We start from the raw sequence: 14,305 nt of genomic DNA, 5'->3' as shown, positions 1-14,305 counted from the left end.
CGCGGCGGGCGGACGCGGACGCGCCGGAGGGGGATCAGCCCCGCGGCGTACCGAGCACGTCGTCGAGCGCGTCGCGGAACGCCGCCGTCTCCGCGGGGGTCCCGACGGACACGCGCAGCCAGCCGTCCGGTCCGGTCTCGCGGATCAGGACGCCGCGGTCGAGCAGCCCCTGCCACACCGCGTGCCGGTCGGGGAAGCGGCCGAACAGCACGAAGTTCGCGTCCGACGGCGCCACCTCGAAGCCGCGGCCGCGCAGCCACGCGACGAGCCCGTCGCGCTCTTCGCGCAGCGACGCGACCTGGGCGAGCAGCACCCGGCTGTGCCGGAGCGCGGCGGTCGCGCTCACCTGGGTGATCCGCGACAGGTGGTAGGGCAGCCGCACGATGCGGAGCGCGTCGACCACCGCGGGGGATGCGGCGAGGTACCCGAGCCGGCCGCCCGCGAACGCGAACGCCTTGCTCATGGTGCGCGAGACGATGAGGCGCGGGTGGTCGGGCAGCAGCGAGATGGCCGTCGGCACGCCCTCGCGGCGGAACTCGGCGTACGCCTCGTCGATCACCACGACGCCGGGCGCCACGGAGAGCACGTGCTCGATCTCGGGGATCGTGAGCGCGGTGCCCGTGGGGTTGTTCGGCGAGGTGAGGAACACGACGTTCGGCTGGTGCTGCTCCACGAGCGCCGTCACGTTCGCGAGGTCCAGCGTGAAGTCCTCCTGGCGCCGGCCGGAGACCCACGTGGTGAGCGTGTTGCGCGCGTACTCCGGGTACATCGCGTAGTGCGGCGCGAAGGAGAGCGCGACGCGGTCGGTGCCGCCGAAGGCCTGGAGCACCTGCTGCAGCACCTCGTTGGATCCGTTCGCCGCCCAGACGTTCTCCGGGCCGAGCGCGAGGCCGCTGTCGGCCGTGAGGTAGTCGGCGAGCTCGGTGCGGAGCTCCAGGAACTCGCGGTCCGGGTAGCGGTTGAGCCCGCGCGCGGCCTCGAGCACGGCCTCGCTCACCGCGACCGCGACCTCCTCGGGCAGCGGGTACGGGTTCTCGTTCACGTTGAGGAGCACGGGCACGTCGAGCTGCGGGGCGCCGTAGGGCTCCTCGCCGCGGATCCCGTCGCGCAGGGGCAGGTCGGCGAGGGTGGTCTCGGACCAGTCGGGGCTCATGGGTCTCCTCGGGAGTCGTCGGGCCCCCATCCTCCCATCGACGCGCGCGGCGACCGCCCGGGGTCGGGCGGCTAGGGTCGTCGGATGCGCTCCCCCCTCGCCCGGCTCACCCGCGTGCGGCGGCCCGGGGACGTGCACCGCACCGAGTCCGCGCCGCCGCGCTGGCTCCTCGTCTCCCGACGCTACGGCTCCCGCGCGATCCCGGTCGACCACGACCTGGAGCGCCGCACCGTGCTCGGCTTCCGGATCGCGATCAAGGTGTTCCGGTCGCCGGGGGCGAACGCCGGCAGGACCCTCTCCAGCGCCCCGGCCGGCGTCGGCTCGGCGGGTCCCACGGCGGACCGGCCGTCGTTCGTCCTCGTGCACGGGATCGGCGTCTCCTCGCGCTACTACCACCCGGTGGCCGCGCTCCTCGCCGAGCACGGGGACGTCTACGCGATCGACCTGCCGGGCTACGGGGAGTCGCCGCGCGTGCACCGGGACGTGACGCTCGCCGACCACGCGGCCGTCGTCGCGGAGGTCATCCGGATGCACGGCCTCGTCGACCCCGTGGTCGTCGGCCACTCCATGGGCTCGCAGATCGTGTCGCAGCTCGCCGTCGACCACCCGGAGGTCGCCGACCGGATCGTGCTCATGGCGCCGACCCTCGACCCGCGGAAGCGCGGCGTGATCCGCGCCGCCCTCGCGCTCGGCCACGACACCCTTCGCGAGCCGCTGCTCTCGAATGCGGTCGTGCTCGGCGACTACTTCCTGCGCTGCGGGATCCGGTACTACCTCGCGCAGCTGCCGCACCTCATCGCCGACCGCGTCGAGGACCGGGCCGGCCGCATCCGCGCGCGGACGCTCGTCATCGTGGGCGACCGGGACGCCGTGGTGGCCACGTCGTTCGCGCGGCACCTCGCCGACCGGATCCCGCGCGGCCGGCTGCACGTGGCCCACGGCCCGCACGTCGTCATGTTCACCGACCCGGTCGGCGTCGCCCGCGCCATCGTCGCGCATGCGCGCGTCGGCTGAGTCCGCGGCGGCCGCGGGCAGGATGGGACGGTGACCGCCGCCGGACCCGACCCCCTGCCGCCGCTCACGCTGCTGGGCAAGGCGCTCGACTGGGCCCTCGACTACGCGTACGTCCTCCGCTGGCAGGCGGCCGCCACGCTCTCCCGCGACGACGCCCGCTCCTTCGAGGACGGCCGCGACGACCGGCCGACCATCCTCGTGCTCCCCGGCGTCTACGAGCGCTGGCAGTTCATGCTGCCGATCATCCGGCGGCTGCACGCGCGCGGCCACGGCGTGCACGTGGTCGGCGCGCTCGGCGCGAACGTGGGCCGCGTCGCCGAGATGTCGCGCCGGGCCCGCGCCTACCTCGAGGCCGAGGACCTGCGCGACGTCGTCATCGTCGCGCACAGCAAGGGCGGCCTCATCGGCAAGCACCTCATGGCGTTCGGCGACCCCGATCGGCGGATCCGCGCCATGGTCGCGATCAACGCGCCCTTCGGCGGATCCTCGTACGCGCGCCTCATCCCGGTCCCGGCGATCCGCGACTTCTCGCCGCGGAACGCCGCCCTCGTGGAGCTCGGTCGCGCGCGCGAGGTCAATGCGCGGATCACGAGCGTCTTCGCGCGCTTCGACCCGCACATCCCGGGCGGGAGCGCGCTCGACGGCGCGACGGACGAGCGCGTCGAGGCGTCCGGCCACTTCCGGATCATGGGCGACGAGGACGTGCTGCGCCGGGTGGAGGCCGCGATCGACCGGGCGGGGTCGGCGCCGGCACCGCCCGCCTGATCCGACCCCGCGCGCGGCGCATACTGGGCACATGCCCGACCCCGCCGCCCCGACGCACGCGGACGGCCACGCGGACGGACACGCGGACGGCACCGCCGACGGCCGCGGCCGCACGGTGCTCGCGGTCGCGGTGCTCGCCTCCTTCGTGGCGTTCCTCGACGGCACGGTCGTCAACGTCGCGCTGCCCGCGATCGGGGCGGAACTCGGCGGCGGCCTCGTCGTGCAGCAGTGGGTCGTCGACGCGTACCTCATCACGCTCGGCGCCCTGATCCTCCTGGCCGGCTCCCTCTCCGACGCGTTCGGCCGCGTGCGCGTGCTGCGGTGGGGGCTCGTCGGCTTCGGCGTCACGTCGCTCGTGTGCGCGATCGCGCCCACCGCCGTGATCCTCATCGCCGCGCGCGCCGCCCAGGGCGCGGCCGGGGCGCTGCTCGTGCCGAGCTCGCTGGCCCTCATCGCGCAGGCCTTCCGCGGCCCGGCGCAGGCGAAGGCCATCGGCTCGTGGACGGCGTGGACCGGCACGGCGATGCTCGTCGGGCCCGTCCTCGGCGGGGTGCTGGTGGACGCGCTCGACTGGCGGCTCGTGTTCGGGATCAACGTGCTGCCCATCGCCGTGACCCTCGTGCTCCTCGCCCGGCTCCCGCACGACGCGCCCGTCGCCGATGGCACGCGCGTCGACGTGCCCGGCGCGGTCCTCGGCGCCCTCGGGATCGGCGGCCCCGTCTTCGCGCTCATCGAGCAGTCGCGGCTCGGGATCGGCCACCCGCTCGTGGTCGGCAGCCTCGTGGTCGGCGTCGCGTGCCTCGTGCTCTTCGTGGTGCGCGAGCGGCGCACCCCGCATCCCATGCTGCCGCTGTCGCTCTTCCGGGAGCGGGACTTCCTCGTCGGCAACATCGCGACCGTCGGGATCTACGGCGCGCTGTCGCTCGGCGGCTTCGTGATCGCGGTCTTCCTGCAGCAGACCGGCGGGCTGTCCGCGACCGCGGCGGGGTTCGCGCTCGTGCCGACCACCGTGATCATGCTGCTGCTGTCGACGCGCTTCGGCGCGCTGGCCGGGCGGATCGGGCCTCGGCTCCTGATGGGCGCGGGGCCCGTCATCGCCGGTGGCGGCTACCTGCTGATGCTGCGGGTCACCGAGCCCGTCGACTACGGGGTCCAGCTGCTGCCCGGCATCCTCGTCTTCGGCCTGGGCCTCTCGATGACGGTCGCGCCGCTGACCGCGACGATCCTCGAGGCCGTGCCGTCCGCGCAGGCGGGGATCGCGTCGGCGGTGAACAACGCCGTCTCGCGCGTCGCGGGCCTCGTCGCGATCGCCGCGATCGGGCTGGTCGCCGGGCCCGGCCTCGACGTGGCCGCGTTCCACCGCGTGGTGCTCCTGACCGCGGCGCTGCTGGTGGCGGGCGGGCTCGTGTCCCTCGTCGGGATCCGCTCCCGCCACGCCCCGGTCCCCGCCGCCGGCGACGCGGCGGGCTAGACCGCCAGCAGCACCTTGCCCACGTGCTGCGACGACGCGACGTGCGCGTGCGCGGCGGCCGCATCGGCGAGCGGGAAGACGCGGTCGACGACCGGGCGCACGGATCCGTCGGCCACCGCCGGCCACACGTCGGCGCGGATCGCGGCGACGATGCGGGCCTTGTCGTCCGCGTCGCGGGCCCGGAGCGTGGTGCCCCAGATCCGGCCGCGGCGCGCCATGAGCTGGCCGAGCACGATGCTCGTGGGCGCGCCGCTCTGGGCGCCGATGACCATGATCCGGCCGTCGCGCGCGAGGGCGCGGATGTCGCGGTCGATGTAGTCGCCGCCGATCGCGTCGAGGATCACGTCCGCTCCGCGACCGTCGGTGGCCTCGAGGAGCGCGGCCACGAAGTCCTGCTCCCGGTAGTCGATGAGGATGTCCGCACCGAGCGCGCGGCACGCCGCGAGCTTCGCGGGGCTGCCGGCGGTGACCGCCACGCGGGCGCCGAGCCGGGCGGCCAGCTGGATCGCCATGGTGCCGATGCCGCTCGACCCGCCGTGCACCAGCAGGGTCTCGCGCGGCGCGAGGCAGGCGTCGAGCACGACGTTGGACCACACGGTCGCGACCACCTCGGGCAGGCCAGCCGCCTCCACGAGGTCCAGCCCGTCGGGCACCGGGAGGACGTGCCGCTCGTCGACGGCGACGAGCTCCGCGTAGCCGCCGCCCGCGAGCAGGGCGCACACGCGGTCGCCGACGCTCCAGCGCGTCGCGCCCGCGCCGACCGCCGCGATCGTCCCGGACACCTCGAGCCCGAGGTGCGTCGGGGCCCCGGCGGGCGGCGGGTACGCGCCCTCGCGCTGGCTGAGGTCGGCCCGGTTCACGCCGGCCGCGGCCACGCGGATGAGCACCTCGCCCGCGCCCGCGACGGGATCCGGGAGGTCGGTGAGGGAGAGGACGTCGGGGGAGCCGGGGGCGGGGAAGGTGATGGCGCGCATCCCGCCACGCTACGCCCGCCGCGGGCCGCGACCGACCCGCCCCAGAAGTACATGAACTCGCAACTGAATCCGGGAATAGGGCCGAGGTCCATGCGCTTGCATACCTTCGAGGCCGTCGGCCCGACCCATGACCCCTGTACGAAAGGCACGCACATGAGCGACACCAGCACCGTCCCCGGCTACATCGCCGGCACCTGGACCATCGACAAGACCCACAGCTCCGTCGGCTTCAGCATCCGCCACATCATGATCAGCAAGGTCAAGGGCACGTTCAAGGACTTCGACGCCGAGATCGTCACGGGCGCCACGCCCGAGCAGAGCTCCGTGAAGGCCCACGCGACCATCGCCTCGATCGACACCAACGAGCCGAACCGCGACCAGCACCTCCGCACGAACGACTTCTTCGACGCCGAGAACAACCCCACCATCGACTTCGTCTCGACCGCCGTGCGCGTCGAGGCGGACGGCGACGCGAAGGTCGACGGCGAGCTGACCGTCCGCGGCGTCACCAAGCCCGTCACGTTCGACGTCGAGTTCGGCGGCTTCGGCGGCGACCCCTACGGCCAGACCAAGTTCGGCGCGACGGCCACCACGGTCATCAACCGCGAGGACTTCGGCCTCACCTACAACGCGGCCCTCGAGACCGGCGGCGTGCTGCTCGGCGACAAGGTCACCATCACGCTCGACATCCAGGCGGTCCTCGCGACCCCCGCGGCCTAGCGCGCACCGGCCGGCACCCGCCGGCCGTCCTCCGCCTCGCGCGGATCCGACGCCCTCGTTCCCGTCACCGGGACCGGGGGCGTCGTCGTGCCGCGGCGCGCGTCAGGGCACGAGGCCGAGCGCGCGCAGCGTCTCGACGGGGCGCTCCACGTGCGCGAAGTGGCCGGCGTCGGGGATCACCGCGGCCGAGGCGCCCGGGAGGTCGCGTGCCAGCCGGACCAGGTCGCCCGGCGCGACGAAGACGTCCCTGACGCCGCGCACGGCGACGACGGGGCAGGTGATCCGCGGCCACAGCCCACCCGCGGGGTAGGCGGCGGCGATCCCCGTGGCCCGGAGGAAGGCGCCCGGCCGCACCTCGTCGGCCAGCGCCGCGATGACCGACCCGCTCACCCGCCCGCCGTGCGCGAAGAGGGGTCGGGTGAGCTGGCGCAGGACGCCCGTGCGGTGGAGGAACCGGACATACGTGAGACCCGCGGGGCCGAGGAGCCGCGTCACGTGCATCGCGCCGAGCATCATGCTGAAGCCCGGGAGCACGTCCACGCGCAGGATCGGGTGGGCGGCGCTGCGCATCACGGCGTAGACGGTCGGGGACACCAGGGCCAGGGAGCGCACGCGGTCCGGGTGCCGGACGGCGAGGTCGAGGGCGAGGAAGCCGCCCATCGAGTGCCCCACGAGGCGGAACCCGTCGTAGCCCAGGTCGTCGACCACCCGGATCACGGCGTCGGCCACCGCGTCGAGCCCGAGCGCGCCGTCCCCGTCCCCGGCCGGGGATCCGCCCCAGCCGGGGAGGTCGATCGCCACGACGTCCTCGAGCGGAGCGCCCGCGTCCCGGGCCGCGCGGAGGGCGGGCGTCCAGGTGGTCCAGGACCCGGCCGCGCCGTGGAGGAGGACGGTGGCCGTCCCGGTACGGCGCCGGGGCGCGTGGTGGTGCCGGACCACGCCGCTCGGCGTCGCCGTCGTCCCGGCGACCAGGCCGGATCCGCGAGGGTCGGTGTCGAGCTCGTAGGGGCTGTAGCCGTCCACCGCGCGACGGCCTCGCCCGACGTCGTGCACGGCGGGCTCCGCTCCGAGCGGCAGCGGGGATGAGGGGCGGGGGACGCGCACGGATGACCTCCGGGACGGGGCGGGGATCCGCACAGCGTGGCCGACGACGGCGGCGTCCCGGGGGCCCTCTCCCCAGCGCCGCGCGCCGCGTCCCGCGCGTCCCGCGCGGATCCGGCGTCCCGGACGCCTCAGGCGAGGAGGCCGAGCGCGCGCAGCGTCTCGGCCGGGCGCTCCACGTGGGCGAAGTGGCCGGCGTCGGGGATCACCGCGGACCGGAACGCGGGCACCGCGCGCGCCAGCAGGTCGAGGTCGTCGGGGGAGACGAACACGTCGTCGTCGCCGCGCACCGCGACGACCGGGCACGCGATGCGCGCCCAGAGGCCGTCGGCGTCGTACCCGCGCGTGACCTCCGCGGCGAGGGAGAACGCGCGGGGACGCGCCTCGGTGGCGATCGCGTCGACGATCGACCGGCGCACGTGCCAGCCGTGCGCGAAGAGCGGGAGGGCGATCGCCCGCATGAGCCGGATGCGGCCCACGCCGCGGATGAGCGCCGTGCCGGGACGTCCGAGCCGGCGCATGGCGCGCATCACGCCGAGCATCATCGTGAAGCCGGGGATGAGGCGGAACTCCCGCACCGGGTGCGCGACGCTCGCGATGACCGAGTACGTGGTGGGCGAGACGAGCGCGACCGAGACGGCGCGGGCGGGGTCGCGCGCGGCCAGGTGCAGCGCGATGAAGCCGCCCATCGAGTGGCCGACGAGCCGCCAGCGCGCGTAGCCGAGACCGTCGACGACGGCGCGCACCGCGTCGGCGATGGCGTCCACCGTGGCGTCGGCATCGGTCGCGTCGAGCTCCGAGCCGCCCCAGCCGGGCAGGTCGATCGCGACGACGTCGGCGAACGGGACGCCCGCGTCGCGCGCGGTGCGGATCAGCGGCGTCCAGGTGGTCCACGACCCGGCGGCGCCGTGCAGCAGCACCGTCGCGGTGTCCGACCCGCGGACCGCCGCGTGATGGTGCCGCACGACGCCGAGCCCCGTGGCCGTGTCGCCGCGCACGAGGCCGGACGCCGCCGGGTCGGCGTCGAGCTCGAGCGGGCTGTAGCCGGGCAGGGGCCGGGTCACTCGGCGCCGCCGATGATCTCCGAGCGGATGCGGCGGATGTCCTCCAGCAGCGAGCCGATGAGGATCCAGTGCTCCTCGCTCGGCTGGAGCACCACGAGCGGGGCCGTGAGCGCGGGCTCCTCCCGCGGGTCGGCGCCGCCCGGGCGGCCGTCGCCCGGCAGCGCGTGCTCGGCGAGGAGCCGCACGTCGTGGGCGGCGCGCGTCAGCTCGGTCGCGATCCCGCGGACGACGGGCTCCTCGCCGAGCGCCGGGTCGTAGCGGTCGTGCACGGCGCGCGTCATGCCGACCACCCGGTTGACGAGCACCGTGAGCGTCGCGAGGAGCTCCCGGTCGGCCTCGAGCAGCGCCCGGTGCCGCCGTCGCAGCGGGTTGAGGGTGAGGCTCTCGAGCCCCCGGTCGACCTCGGCGACGGCCTTCGTGTGCCGCGGCCGGAGCTCGCGGGCGCGGGCGAGCATCAGGTCGAGCTGCTCGCGGTCGACGGGCTCCGACAGCGCGCCCGCCAGCCGGTCGAGGGCCGCGGCGCAGTCGCCCGCGAGGCCGATGACCGCGCGACGGCTGGCCTCGTGCAGCACGGGCGGCGCGATCGCGATGTTGACGACGACGCCGATGGCCGCGCCGAGGATCGTCTCCACGATGCGGTCGAGCGCGTAGACGGGCGAGAGCTGCCCGATGGCGAGCACGAGCATCGCGCTGATGGGGATCTGCGTGCTCGACCCGGGCGTCAGCCGGAACACCCAGCCCACCAGCACCGCGACGACGACCGCGAGCAGCACCACCCCGCTCGACGTGCCGAGCGCGAGGCCGAGCCCGAGCGCGAGCAGCACGCCCGTGATCACGCCGAGGCTGCGCTCGACCGCCTTGCCGAAGGTCTGGTTGATGCTCGGCTGCACGACGAGCAGCGCCGCGATGGTCGCGAAGATGGGCAGCTGCGCGGGCAGCACGGCGATGCACACGAACCAGGCGATGATCGCGGCGACCGAGGTCTTGACCACCTGGACGAACGGGATCCGCGTGGTGGTGCGGACGGTCGTGGTGATGCGCACGTGCGGCCTCGGGCTTCCGTCTCGGGTCCCTCCATCATCCCGGAGCGCGGGCGCGGCGGCGACCGCCGCTCAGGCCACCTGGGCCGCGTCGTCCATCCCGTCGTCCCCGCCGCCGTCCGCGCCGCCCCGTCGCCGCGCGTCCTGCCAGCGCGCCCACATCTCCTTGAGGTCCCACGCGTCCTCCGCCTGGATGGAGACGCCGCGCTCGCCCGTGCGCCGGGTGCGCCCCCGGATGACGAGCAGCCGCGTGCCGAAGAGCATGGGCCCGGCCTTCTGCTGCGCCTCGTCGAAGAAGGTGGAGTCGGAGCAGCCCGTGCCGTCGTCGAGGCTGATGAAGACCACGCGCTTGCCGCTGCGCATGGGCGGCGTCTGCGTGGCGATGCGGATCCCCGCGACCACCACCTCGGAGCCGCTGCGCACCTCGAGCAGCTGGCTCGCCGGGATGACCCCGAGCTCGTCGAGCATGGGCCGGTAGCTCTCCAGCACGTGGTCGGTGACCTCCATCTGCAGGATGTCGAGCTCGGCGGCCACCCGCGCGCGGCCGTCGGGGTCGGGCGAGCCGCGCGGGATGAGGTCGCGGTCGTCGACGAACAGGGGCAGCTGGCCGGCCGGATCCGGTGGCCGGGCCGCCCGCGCCGTGAGCCGCCGCGCGAACGCCATCACGTCCCCGCGCGACGCGGCCCCGCGGGCGGCGTCATCGGCGGACGTCGCGAGCGAGTCGAGCGCGCCCACCGCGGCCAGCCGTTCGAGCAGCGCGCGCGACGGCTGCGCCTTCGCGTAGAAGTCGCTGATGGAGTCGTAGGGCTGGCCCCGCTCGATGCGCTCCAGCTCCGCCTCGCTCATGCCGTGCACGTCCTGCAGCGACAGCCGGATGCCCAGCTCGCCGATGCGCGTGCGCCCGGTGGTCCCCTCGCCCTCGACGCGCTCCACGCGGTAGACGCCGGTCGACCGGTTCACGTCGAGCGGCAGCACGGGCACGCCCATGCGACGTGCCTCGGTGAGGAGCAGGCGCTTGGGGTACATGCCCGGGTCGTGCGTGAGGATCCCCGCGAGGAACTCCGCCGGGTAGTGCGTCTTCAGCCACGCGCTCTGCCAGGTGGGCAGGGCGAACGCCGCGCCGTGCGCCTTGCAGAACCCGAAGGACCCGAAGCCGACGAGGGCCTTCCAGATCCGCTCGAGCTCGGCGTCGGTGAACGCGCGCTCGCCCGTGCGCGCGTCGATGTGGCCGGCCGTGCGCTCCCGGAACGCGGCCTCGACGGCGCCGTCCCTCCGCTCCATGTTGCGGCGCAGCTCGTCGGCCTCCGCGAGGGAGACCTGCATGCAGTCGGCGAAGATCCGGATGACCTGCTCGTGGTAGATGACGACGCCGAACGTGGACGCGAGGAACGGCGCGAACCGGGGGTGGAGGTAGTCGGGCCGGGTGATGCCGTGCTTCGTGTCGAGGAACGGCGCGACCATGTTGCCCTTCATGGGGCCCGGCCGGAACAGCGAGATGTCGGCGATGAGGTCCTCGTAGACGTCCGGCTGCATCTTGCCGATGAGCTCGCGCTGCCCGGGCGACTCGATCTGGAACATGCCGAGCGTGTGCGTGGTGCGGATGGCGTCGAACGTCTCCTCGTCGTCGTGCGGGATCTCGTCGAGCTCGATGCGCCCGTCGCGGTGCACGTAGCGCGCGTCCACCGGGATGCCGCCCGCGACCGCCGAGCGCGTGCCGTGGATGCGGTGGATCTCGTCGAGCGCGTACGCCATGGTGCTCTGCATCCGCACGCCGAGGATGTCGAGCTTGAGCAGCCCCATGTCGTCGATGTCGTCCTTGTCGAACTGGCTCATGGGCAGGCCCATGCCGCTCGGCTGGACGGGGCTCGTGCTGAGCAGGTCGGAGTCGCCGAGGATCACGCCGCACGGGTGCATGGAGATGTGCCGGGGGAGCCGGTCGAGCCGCTCGGTGAGGTCGACCAGCAGGTCGATGCTCGGGTCGTCGCGCACGAGGTCGGCGATGGGCTTCAGCTCCGGCTTCGTCTCGAGCACCGCCCGGAACTCGCGCGCGTCGAAGCGCCAGATGTTCTTGGCGATGAAGTCGACCTGCTGCTCGTCGAGGTCGAGCGCGAGCCCCGCGTCGCGCGCGGCGCCGCGCGCCCGGTAGGTGTTCTGCATCGACAGCAGCGTGACCCGGTTGCTGCCGTACTTCTCGAACACGCGGTGGTACACCTCGTGCCGGCGCGCGGACTCCACGTCGATGTCGATGTCCGGCAGCGTCGAGCGCACCTTGCCGAGGAAGCGCTCGAACAGGAGGTCGTGCTCGAGCGGGTCGACGTTGGAGATGCGCAGGAGGTAGTTGACGAGGCTGCCCGCGCCGGACCCCCTGGCCTGGTTGCGCACGCCCATGTCGCGCATGAGCGAGCACACGTCGGCGACCGTGAGGAAGTAGGTGGCGAAGCCGAAGCCCGTGATGGTCTGGAGCTCGGTGCGCATGCGGGCGAGCACGCGCTGCCGCATCGACTCGTCGACGTGCCCGAACCGCTCGGTGACGCCGGCCTCGGCCTTCCGCCAGAGCGCCTCGTCCGGGTCGCCCGTGATCCCGATGACCTCCTTCTCCGGAAGCTTCGGCTTCCGCCAGGCGAGGTCGGCGTCCGGATCCAGGCGGCACCGGTCGGCGAGCTCCTCGGTGGCGCGCAGCAGCGCCTCGCCGGCGCGGCGGTCGAGGGCGGACGCGCCCGCGACCTCCCGCGCGATCTCCTGCATCTCGCCCGGGGTCTTGAGCCAGGCCTGCCCGTTGGGCTGCGGGCGGAACGACCCGAGCGGCCGGAGCGTGCCCGCGGAGTCGAGCACGTCGCCCGTGAGCGCGTCGTCGGGCTCGAGGTAGCGCACGGCGTTGGTGAGCACCGCGGGCACGCGGTGGGCGTCGGCGAGCTCGAGCATGCGGGCGGCGTGGCGGAGGCTGGCGGACTCGCCCGGTTCGGTGAAGTGGCAGACCACCTCGACGACGATCGCACCGGGCAGGAGCCGGGCCCACTCGGCCAGGTGCCGGGACGCGAGGGCGTGGTCGCCCGCCGCGACGGCGCGGCCGACATCCGAGTCGGGCCCGAGCATGACGGTGCCGACGGGGCCATGCTCGCCGAGCAGGAACGCGGGCGGCCGGGTGCGCGCGATGCCGGCCTGGGCGCTCCGGGCGGTGCTCCGCGCCGTGCCCCGCCCGTGGCTCGCGCTGATGAGCCGGCTGAGCGCCGCCCACCCCTGGCCGCGCGTGCCGCCGTGCGCGAGCACCGTGATCCGGCCCGGCTGCTCGCCCGTGAGCCCGAGCTCCGCCCCGACCACGGGGGAGACCCCTGCGGCGAGGGAGCGGCGGATGTGGCGGACGGCGCCGTACAGCCCGTCGCGGTCGGTGATGGCCGCGGCCGACGCGCCCCGGGACGCGACCTCGTCGACGAGCGCCTCGGGCGCCGTGGTGCCGAAGTGGGCGGAGAACGCGGACGCGACGTGCAGGTGGGTGAAGCTCACGCGCGCCTCCCGGGATGTCCGCCCGCGCCCTCCCCGGACGCGATGTTCGAACGGATGTTCGACTCGCCCAGTGTAGGTCGGCTGCCCGGCAGCCGCGACCCGTAGTCTCGGAGGATGACCAGCGAACCCTCCACCCTCGTCATCCTCGGCGCCAGCGGCGACCTCACGGAACGCCTGCTCCTGCCGGGTCTCGGCAGCCTCGTGGCGAGCGATCGAGGGCGGCGGATCCAGCTCATCGGCACCGGCAGGAGCGCGCGCACGCCCCAGGAGTGGACGAAGACGGTCAAGACCGCGTTCGACTCGGTGGACGCCACGGGGCGCCGCGCGGCGGGCATCGTGTCGTCCACGACGTACATCCAGGCCGACCCCACGGACCTCGACGACCTGAAGCGCATCCTCGACGCGTGCGAGGGCGCGCCCGCCCTCTACTTCGCGCTGCCGCCGGCCATCTCCATCGCGGTGTGCGAGCAGCTGGCGAAGCTCGACCTCCCGGAGGGCACCACGCTGGCGCTCGAGAAGCCGTTCGGGTCGAACAGCCGCAGCGCCGCCCAGCTCAACCGCCAGCTGCTGAAGCTCGTGCCGGAGGACCGCATCCACCGCACGGACCACTTCCTCGGGCTCTCCACCGTGCTCAACCTCGTGTCGCTGCGCTTCGCCAACCGGTTCTTCGAGTCGGTGTGGAGCGCGAAGGACATCGAGAAGGTCGAGATCCTCTACGACGAGACGCTCGCGCTCGAGGGCCGCGCCGCCTACTACGACAAGTCGGGCGCGCTCGTCGACATGATCCAGAGCCACCTGCTGCAGGTGCTCGCGGTCTTCGCCATGGAGCCGCCCGCGAGCATCGACCCGGACGACCTGCGCTCGAACATCGCCTCGGTCCTCCGCGCCACCGAGGTCTGGGACAACGACCCCATCGCCCACAGCCGCCGGGCCCGCTACACGGGTGCCACGATCGACGGCACGCGCATCCCCGCGTACGCCAAGGAGGACGGGGTGGATCCGGCCAACGAGACGGAGACGCTCGCCGAGGTCACGTTCGGGGTCGCGAACGCGCGCTGGGCGGGCGTCCCGTTCCACCTCCGCTCGGGCAAGGCCCTCAAGGAGGCGTCCAAGCGCATCGTCGTGACCTTCAAGCCCGTCGCCCACCTGCCGCGGGGCCTCCACGGCTCGGCGCGGCCGGACCGCCTGGTCATCGGCCTCAAGCCCGACGGCATCTCGCTCGAGGTCACGATGGACGGCACGGGCGAGCCCTTCACCCTCACGCAGGCCACGTTCCGGGCCGAGTTCGCGCAGCCCGAGCTCACGCCCTACGGCGAGGTGCTCGACGGCATCCTCGCGGGCGATCCGCGCCTCTCCGTCCGCGGCGACGTGGCCGAGCGGTGCTGGCGCATCGTCGCGCCCGTCATGCGCGCCTGGAAGGGCGACCGCGTGCCCATGGCCGAGTACCGCGCCGGATCCGCGGGGCCGACCGCCTGGCGCTGACCGCCCGCGCCGCCCGCCGC

At 74.4% G+C, this 14,305-nt stretch carries 11 protein-coding genes; 5 read left to right on the top strand and 6 right to left on the bottom strand.

What is annotated here, in order from left to right:
* Window positions 1-34 precede the first annotated feature (34 nt).
* Window positions 35-1,153, bottom strand: a complete 1,119-nt coding sequence (locus tag ITJ44_RS01750) for a histidinol-phosphate transaminase (RefSeq protein WP_194633066.1) — start codon at window positions 1,151-1,153, stop codon at window positions 35-37.
* 84 nt (window positions 1,154-1,237) lie between these two features.
* Between ITJ44_RS01750 and ITJ44_RS01745 the strand changes: the two genes are divergently transcribed.
* Genes ITJ44_RS01745 through ITJ44_RS01735 form a run of 3 tightly spaced genes read left to right on the top strand, consistent with a single transcriptional unit; the run spans window position 1,238 to window position 4,403 of the window.
* A complete protein-coding gene (locus ITJ44_RS01745) occupies window positions 1,238-2,167 on the top strand; it encodes an alpha/beta fold hydrolase (RefSeq protein ID WP_194633065.1) in 930 nt (309 codons plus the stop codon).
* A 30-nt stretch (window positions 2,168-2,197) separates the two neighbouring features.
* Window positions 2,198-2,932 (top strand): alpha/beta hydrolase, encoded by a 735-nt coding sequence (locus tag ITJ44_RS01740; RefSeq protein ID WP_194633064.1) that lies wholly within the window; start codon window positions 2,198-2,200, stop codon window positions 2,930-2,932.
* A gap of 31 nt (window positions 2,933-2,963) precedes the next feature.
* A complete protein-coding gene (locus ITJ44_RS01735) occupies window positions 2,964-4,403 on the top strand; it encodes an MFS transporter (RefSeq protein ID WP_194633063.1) in 1,440 nt (479 codons plus the stop codon).
* Here the strand turns inward: ITJ44_RS01735 and ITJ44_RS01730 are convergent.
* Complete coding sequence (locus ITJ44_RS01730) at window positions 4,400-5,377, bottom strand: NAD(P)H-quinone oxidoreductase (protein ID WP_194633062.1); 978 nt, start codon at window positions 5,375-5,377, stop codon at window positions 4,400-4,402. The genes ITJ44_RS01735 and ITJ44_RS01730 overlap by 4 nt on opposite strands.
* Window positions 5,378-5,530: 153 nt before the next feature.
* Between ITJ44_RS01730 and ITJ44_RS01725 the strand changes: the two genes are divergently transcribed.
* Window positions 5,531-6,097 carry a YceI family protein gene (locus ITJ44_RS01725; RefSeq protein WP_194633061.1) on the top strand — a complete coding sequence of 189 codons (567 nt, stop codon included), beginning with the start codon at window positions 5,531-5,533 and terminating at the stop codon, window positions 6,095-6,097.
* A gap of 102 nt (window positions 6,098-6,199) precedes the next feature.
* Here ITJ44_RS01725 and ITJ44_RS01720 read toward each other — a convergent pair whose 3' ends face one another.
* From ITJ44_RS01720 to ITJ44_RS01705, 4 genes are all read right to left on the bottom strand, one after another.
* Window positions 6,200-7,201, bottom strand: a complete 1,002-nt coding sequence (locus ITJ44_RS01720; RefSeq protein ID WP_370551595.1) for an alpha/beta fold hydrolase — start codon at window positions 7,199-7,201, stop codon at window positions 6,200-6,202.
* Window positions 7,202-7,329: 128 nt separating this feature from the next.
* A complete protein-coding gene (locus ITJ44_RS01715; RefSeq protein ID WP_194633060.1) occupies window positions 7,330-8,262 on the bottom strand; it encodes an alpha/beta hydrolase in 933 nt (310 codons plus the stop codon).
* A complete protein-coding gene (locus tag ITJ44_RS01710; protein ID WP_194633059.1) occupies window positions 8,259-9,305 on the bottom strand; it encodes an FUSC family protein in 1,047 nt (348 codons plus the stop codon). The genes ITJ44_RS01715 and ITJ44_RS01710 overlap by 4 nt, the downstream gene beginning before the upstream one ends.
* 69 nt (window positions 9,306-9,374) lie before the next feature.
* Window positions 9,375-12,803, bottom strand: a complete 3,429-nt coding sequence (locus tag ITJ44_RS01705) for a DNA polymerase III subunit alpha (RefSeq protein ID WP_194633058.1) — start codon at window positions 12,801-12,803, stop codon at window positions 9,375-9,377.
* 114 nt (window positions 12,804-12,917) lie between these two features.
* Here ITJ44_RS01705 and ITJ44_RS01700 point away from each other — a divergent pair, with 114 nt between their 5' ends.
* Window positions 12,918-14,285, top strand: a complete 1,368-nt coding sequence (locus ITJ44_RS01700; protein WP_194633057.1) for a glucose-6-phosphate dehydrogenase — start codon at window positions 12,918-12,920, stop codon at window positions 14,283-14,285.
* Window positions 14,286-14,305: the final 20 nt, after the last annotated feature.

Origin of the sequence: Clavibacter sp. VKM Ac-2873, assembly GCF_015351075.1 — a bacterium.
In the GTDB taxonomy this organism is placed as follows: Bacteria; Actinomycetota; Actinomycetes; order Actinomycetales; family Microbacteriaceae; genus Clavibacter.
This window is presented reverse-complemented; position numbering and strand designations above follow the sequence as displayed.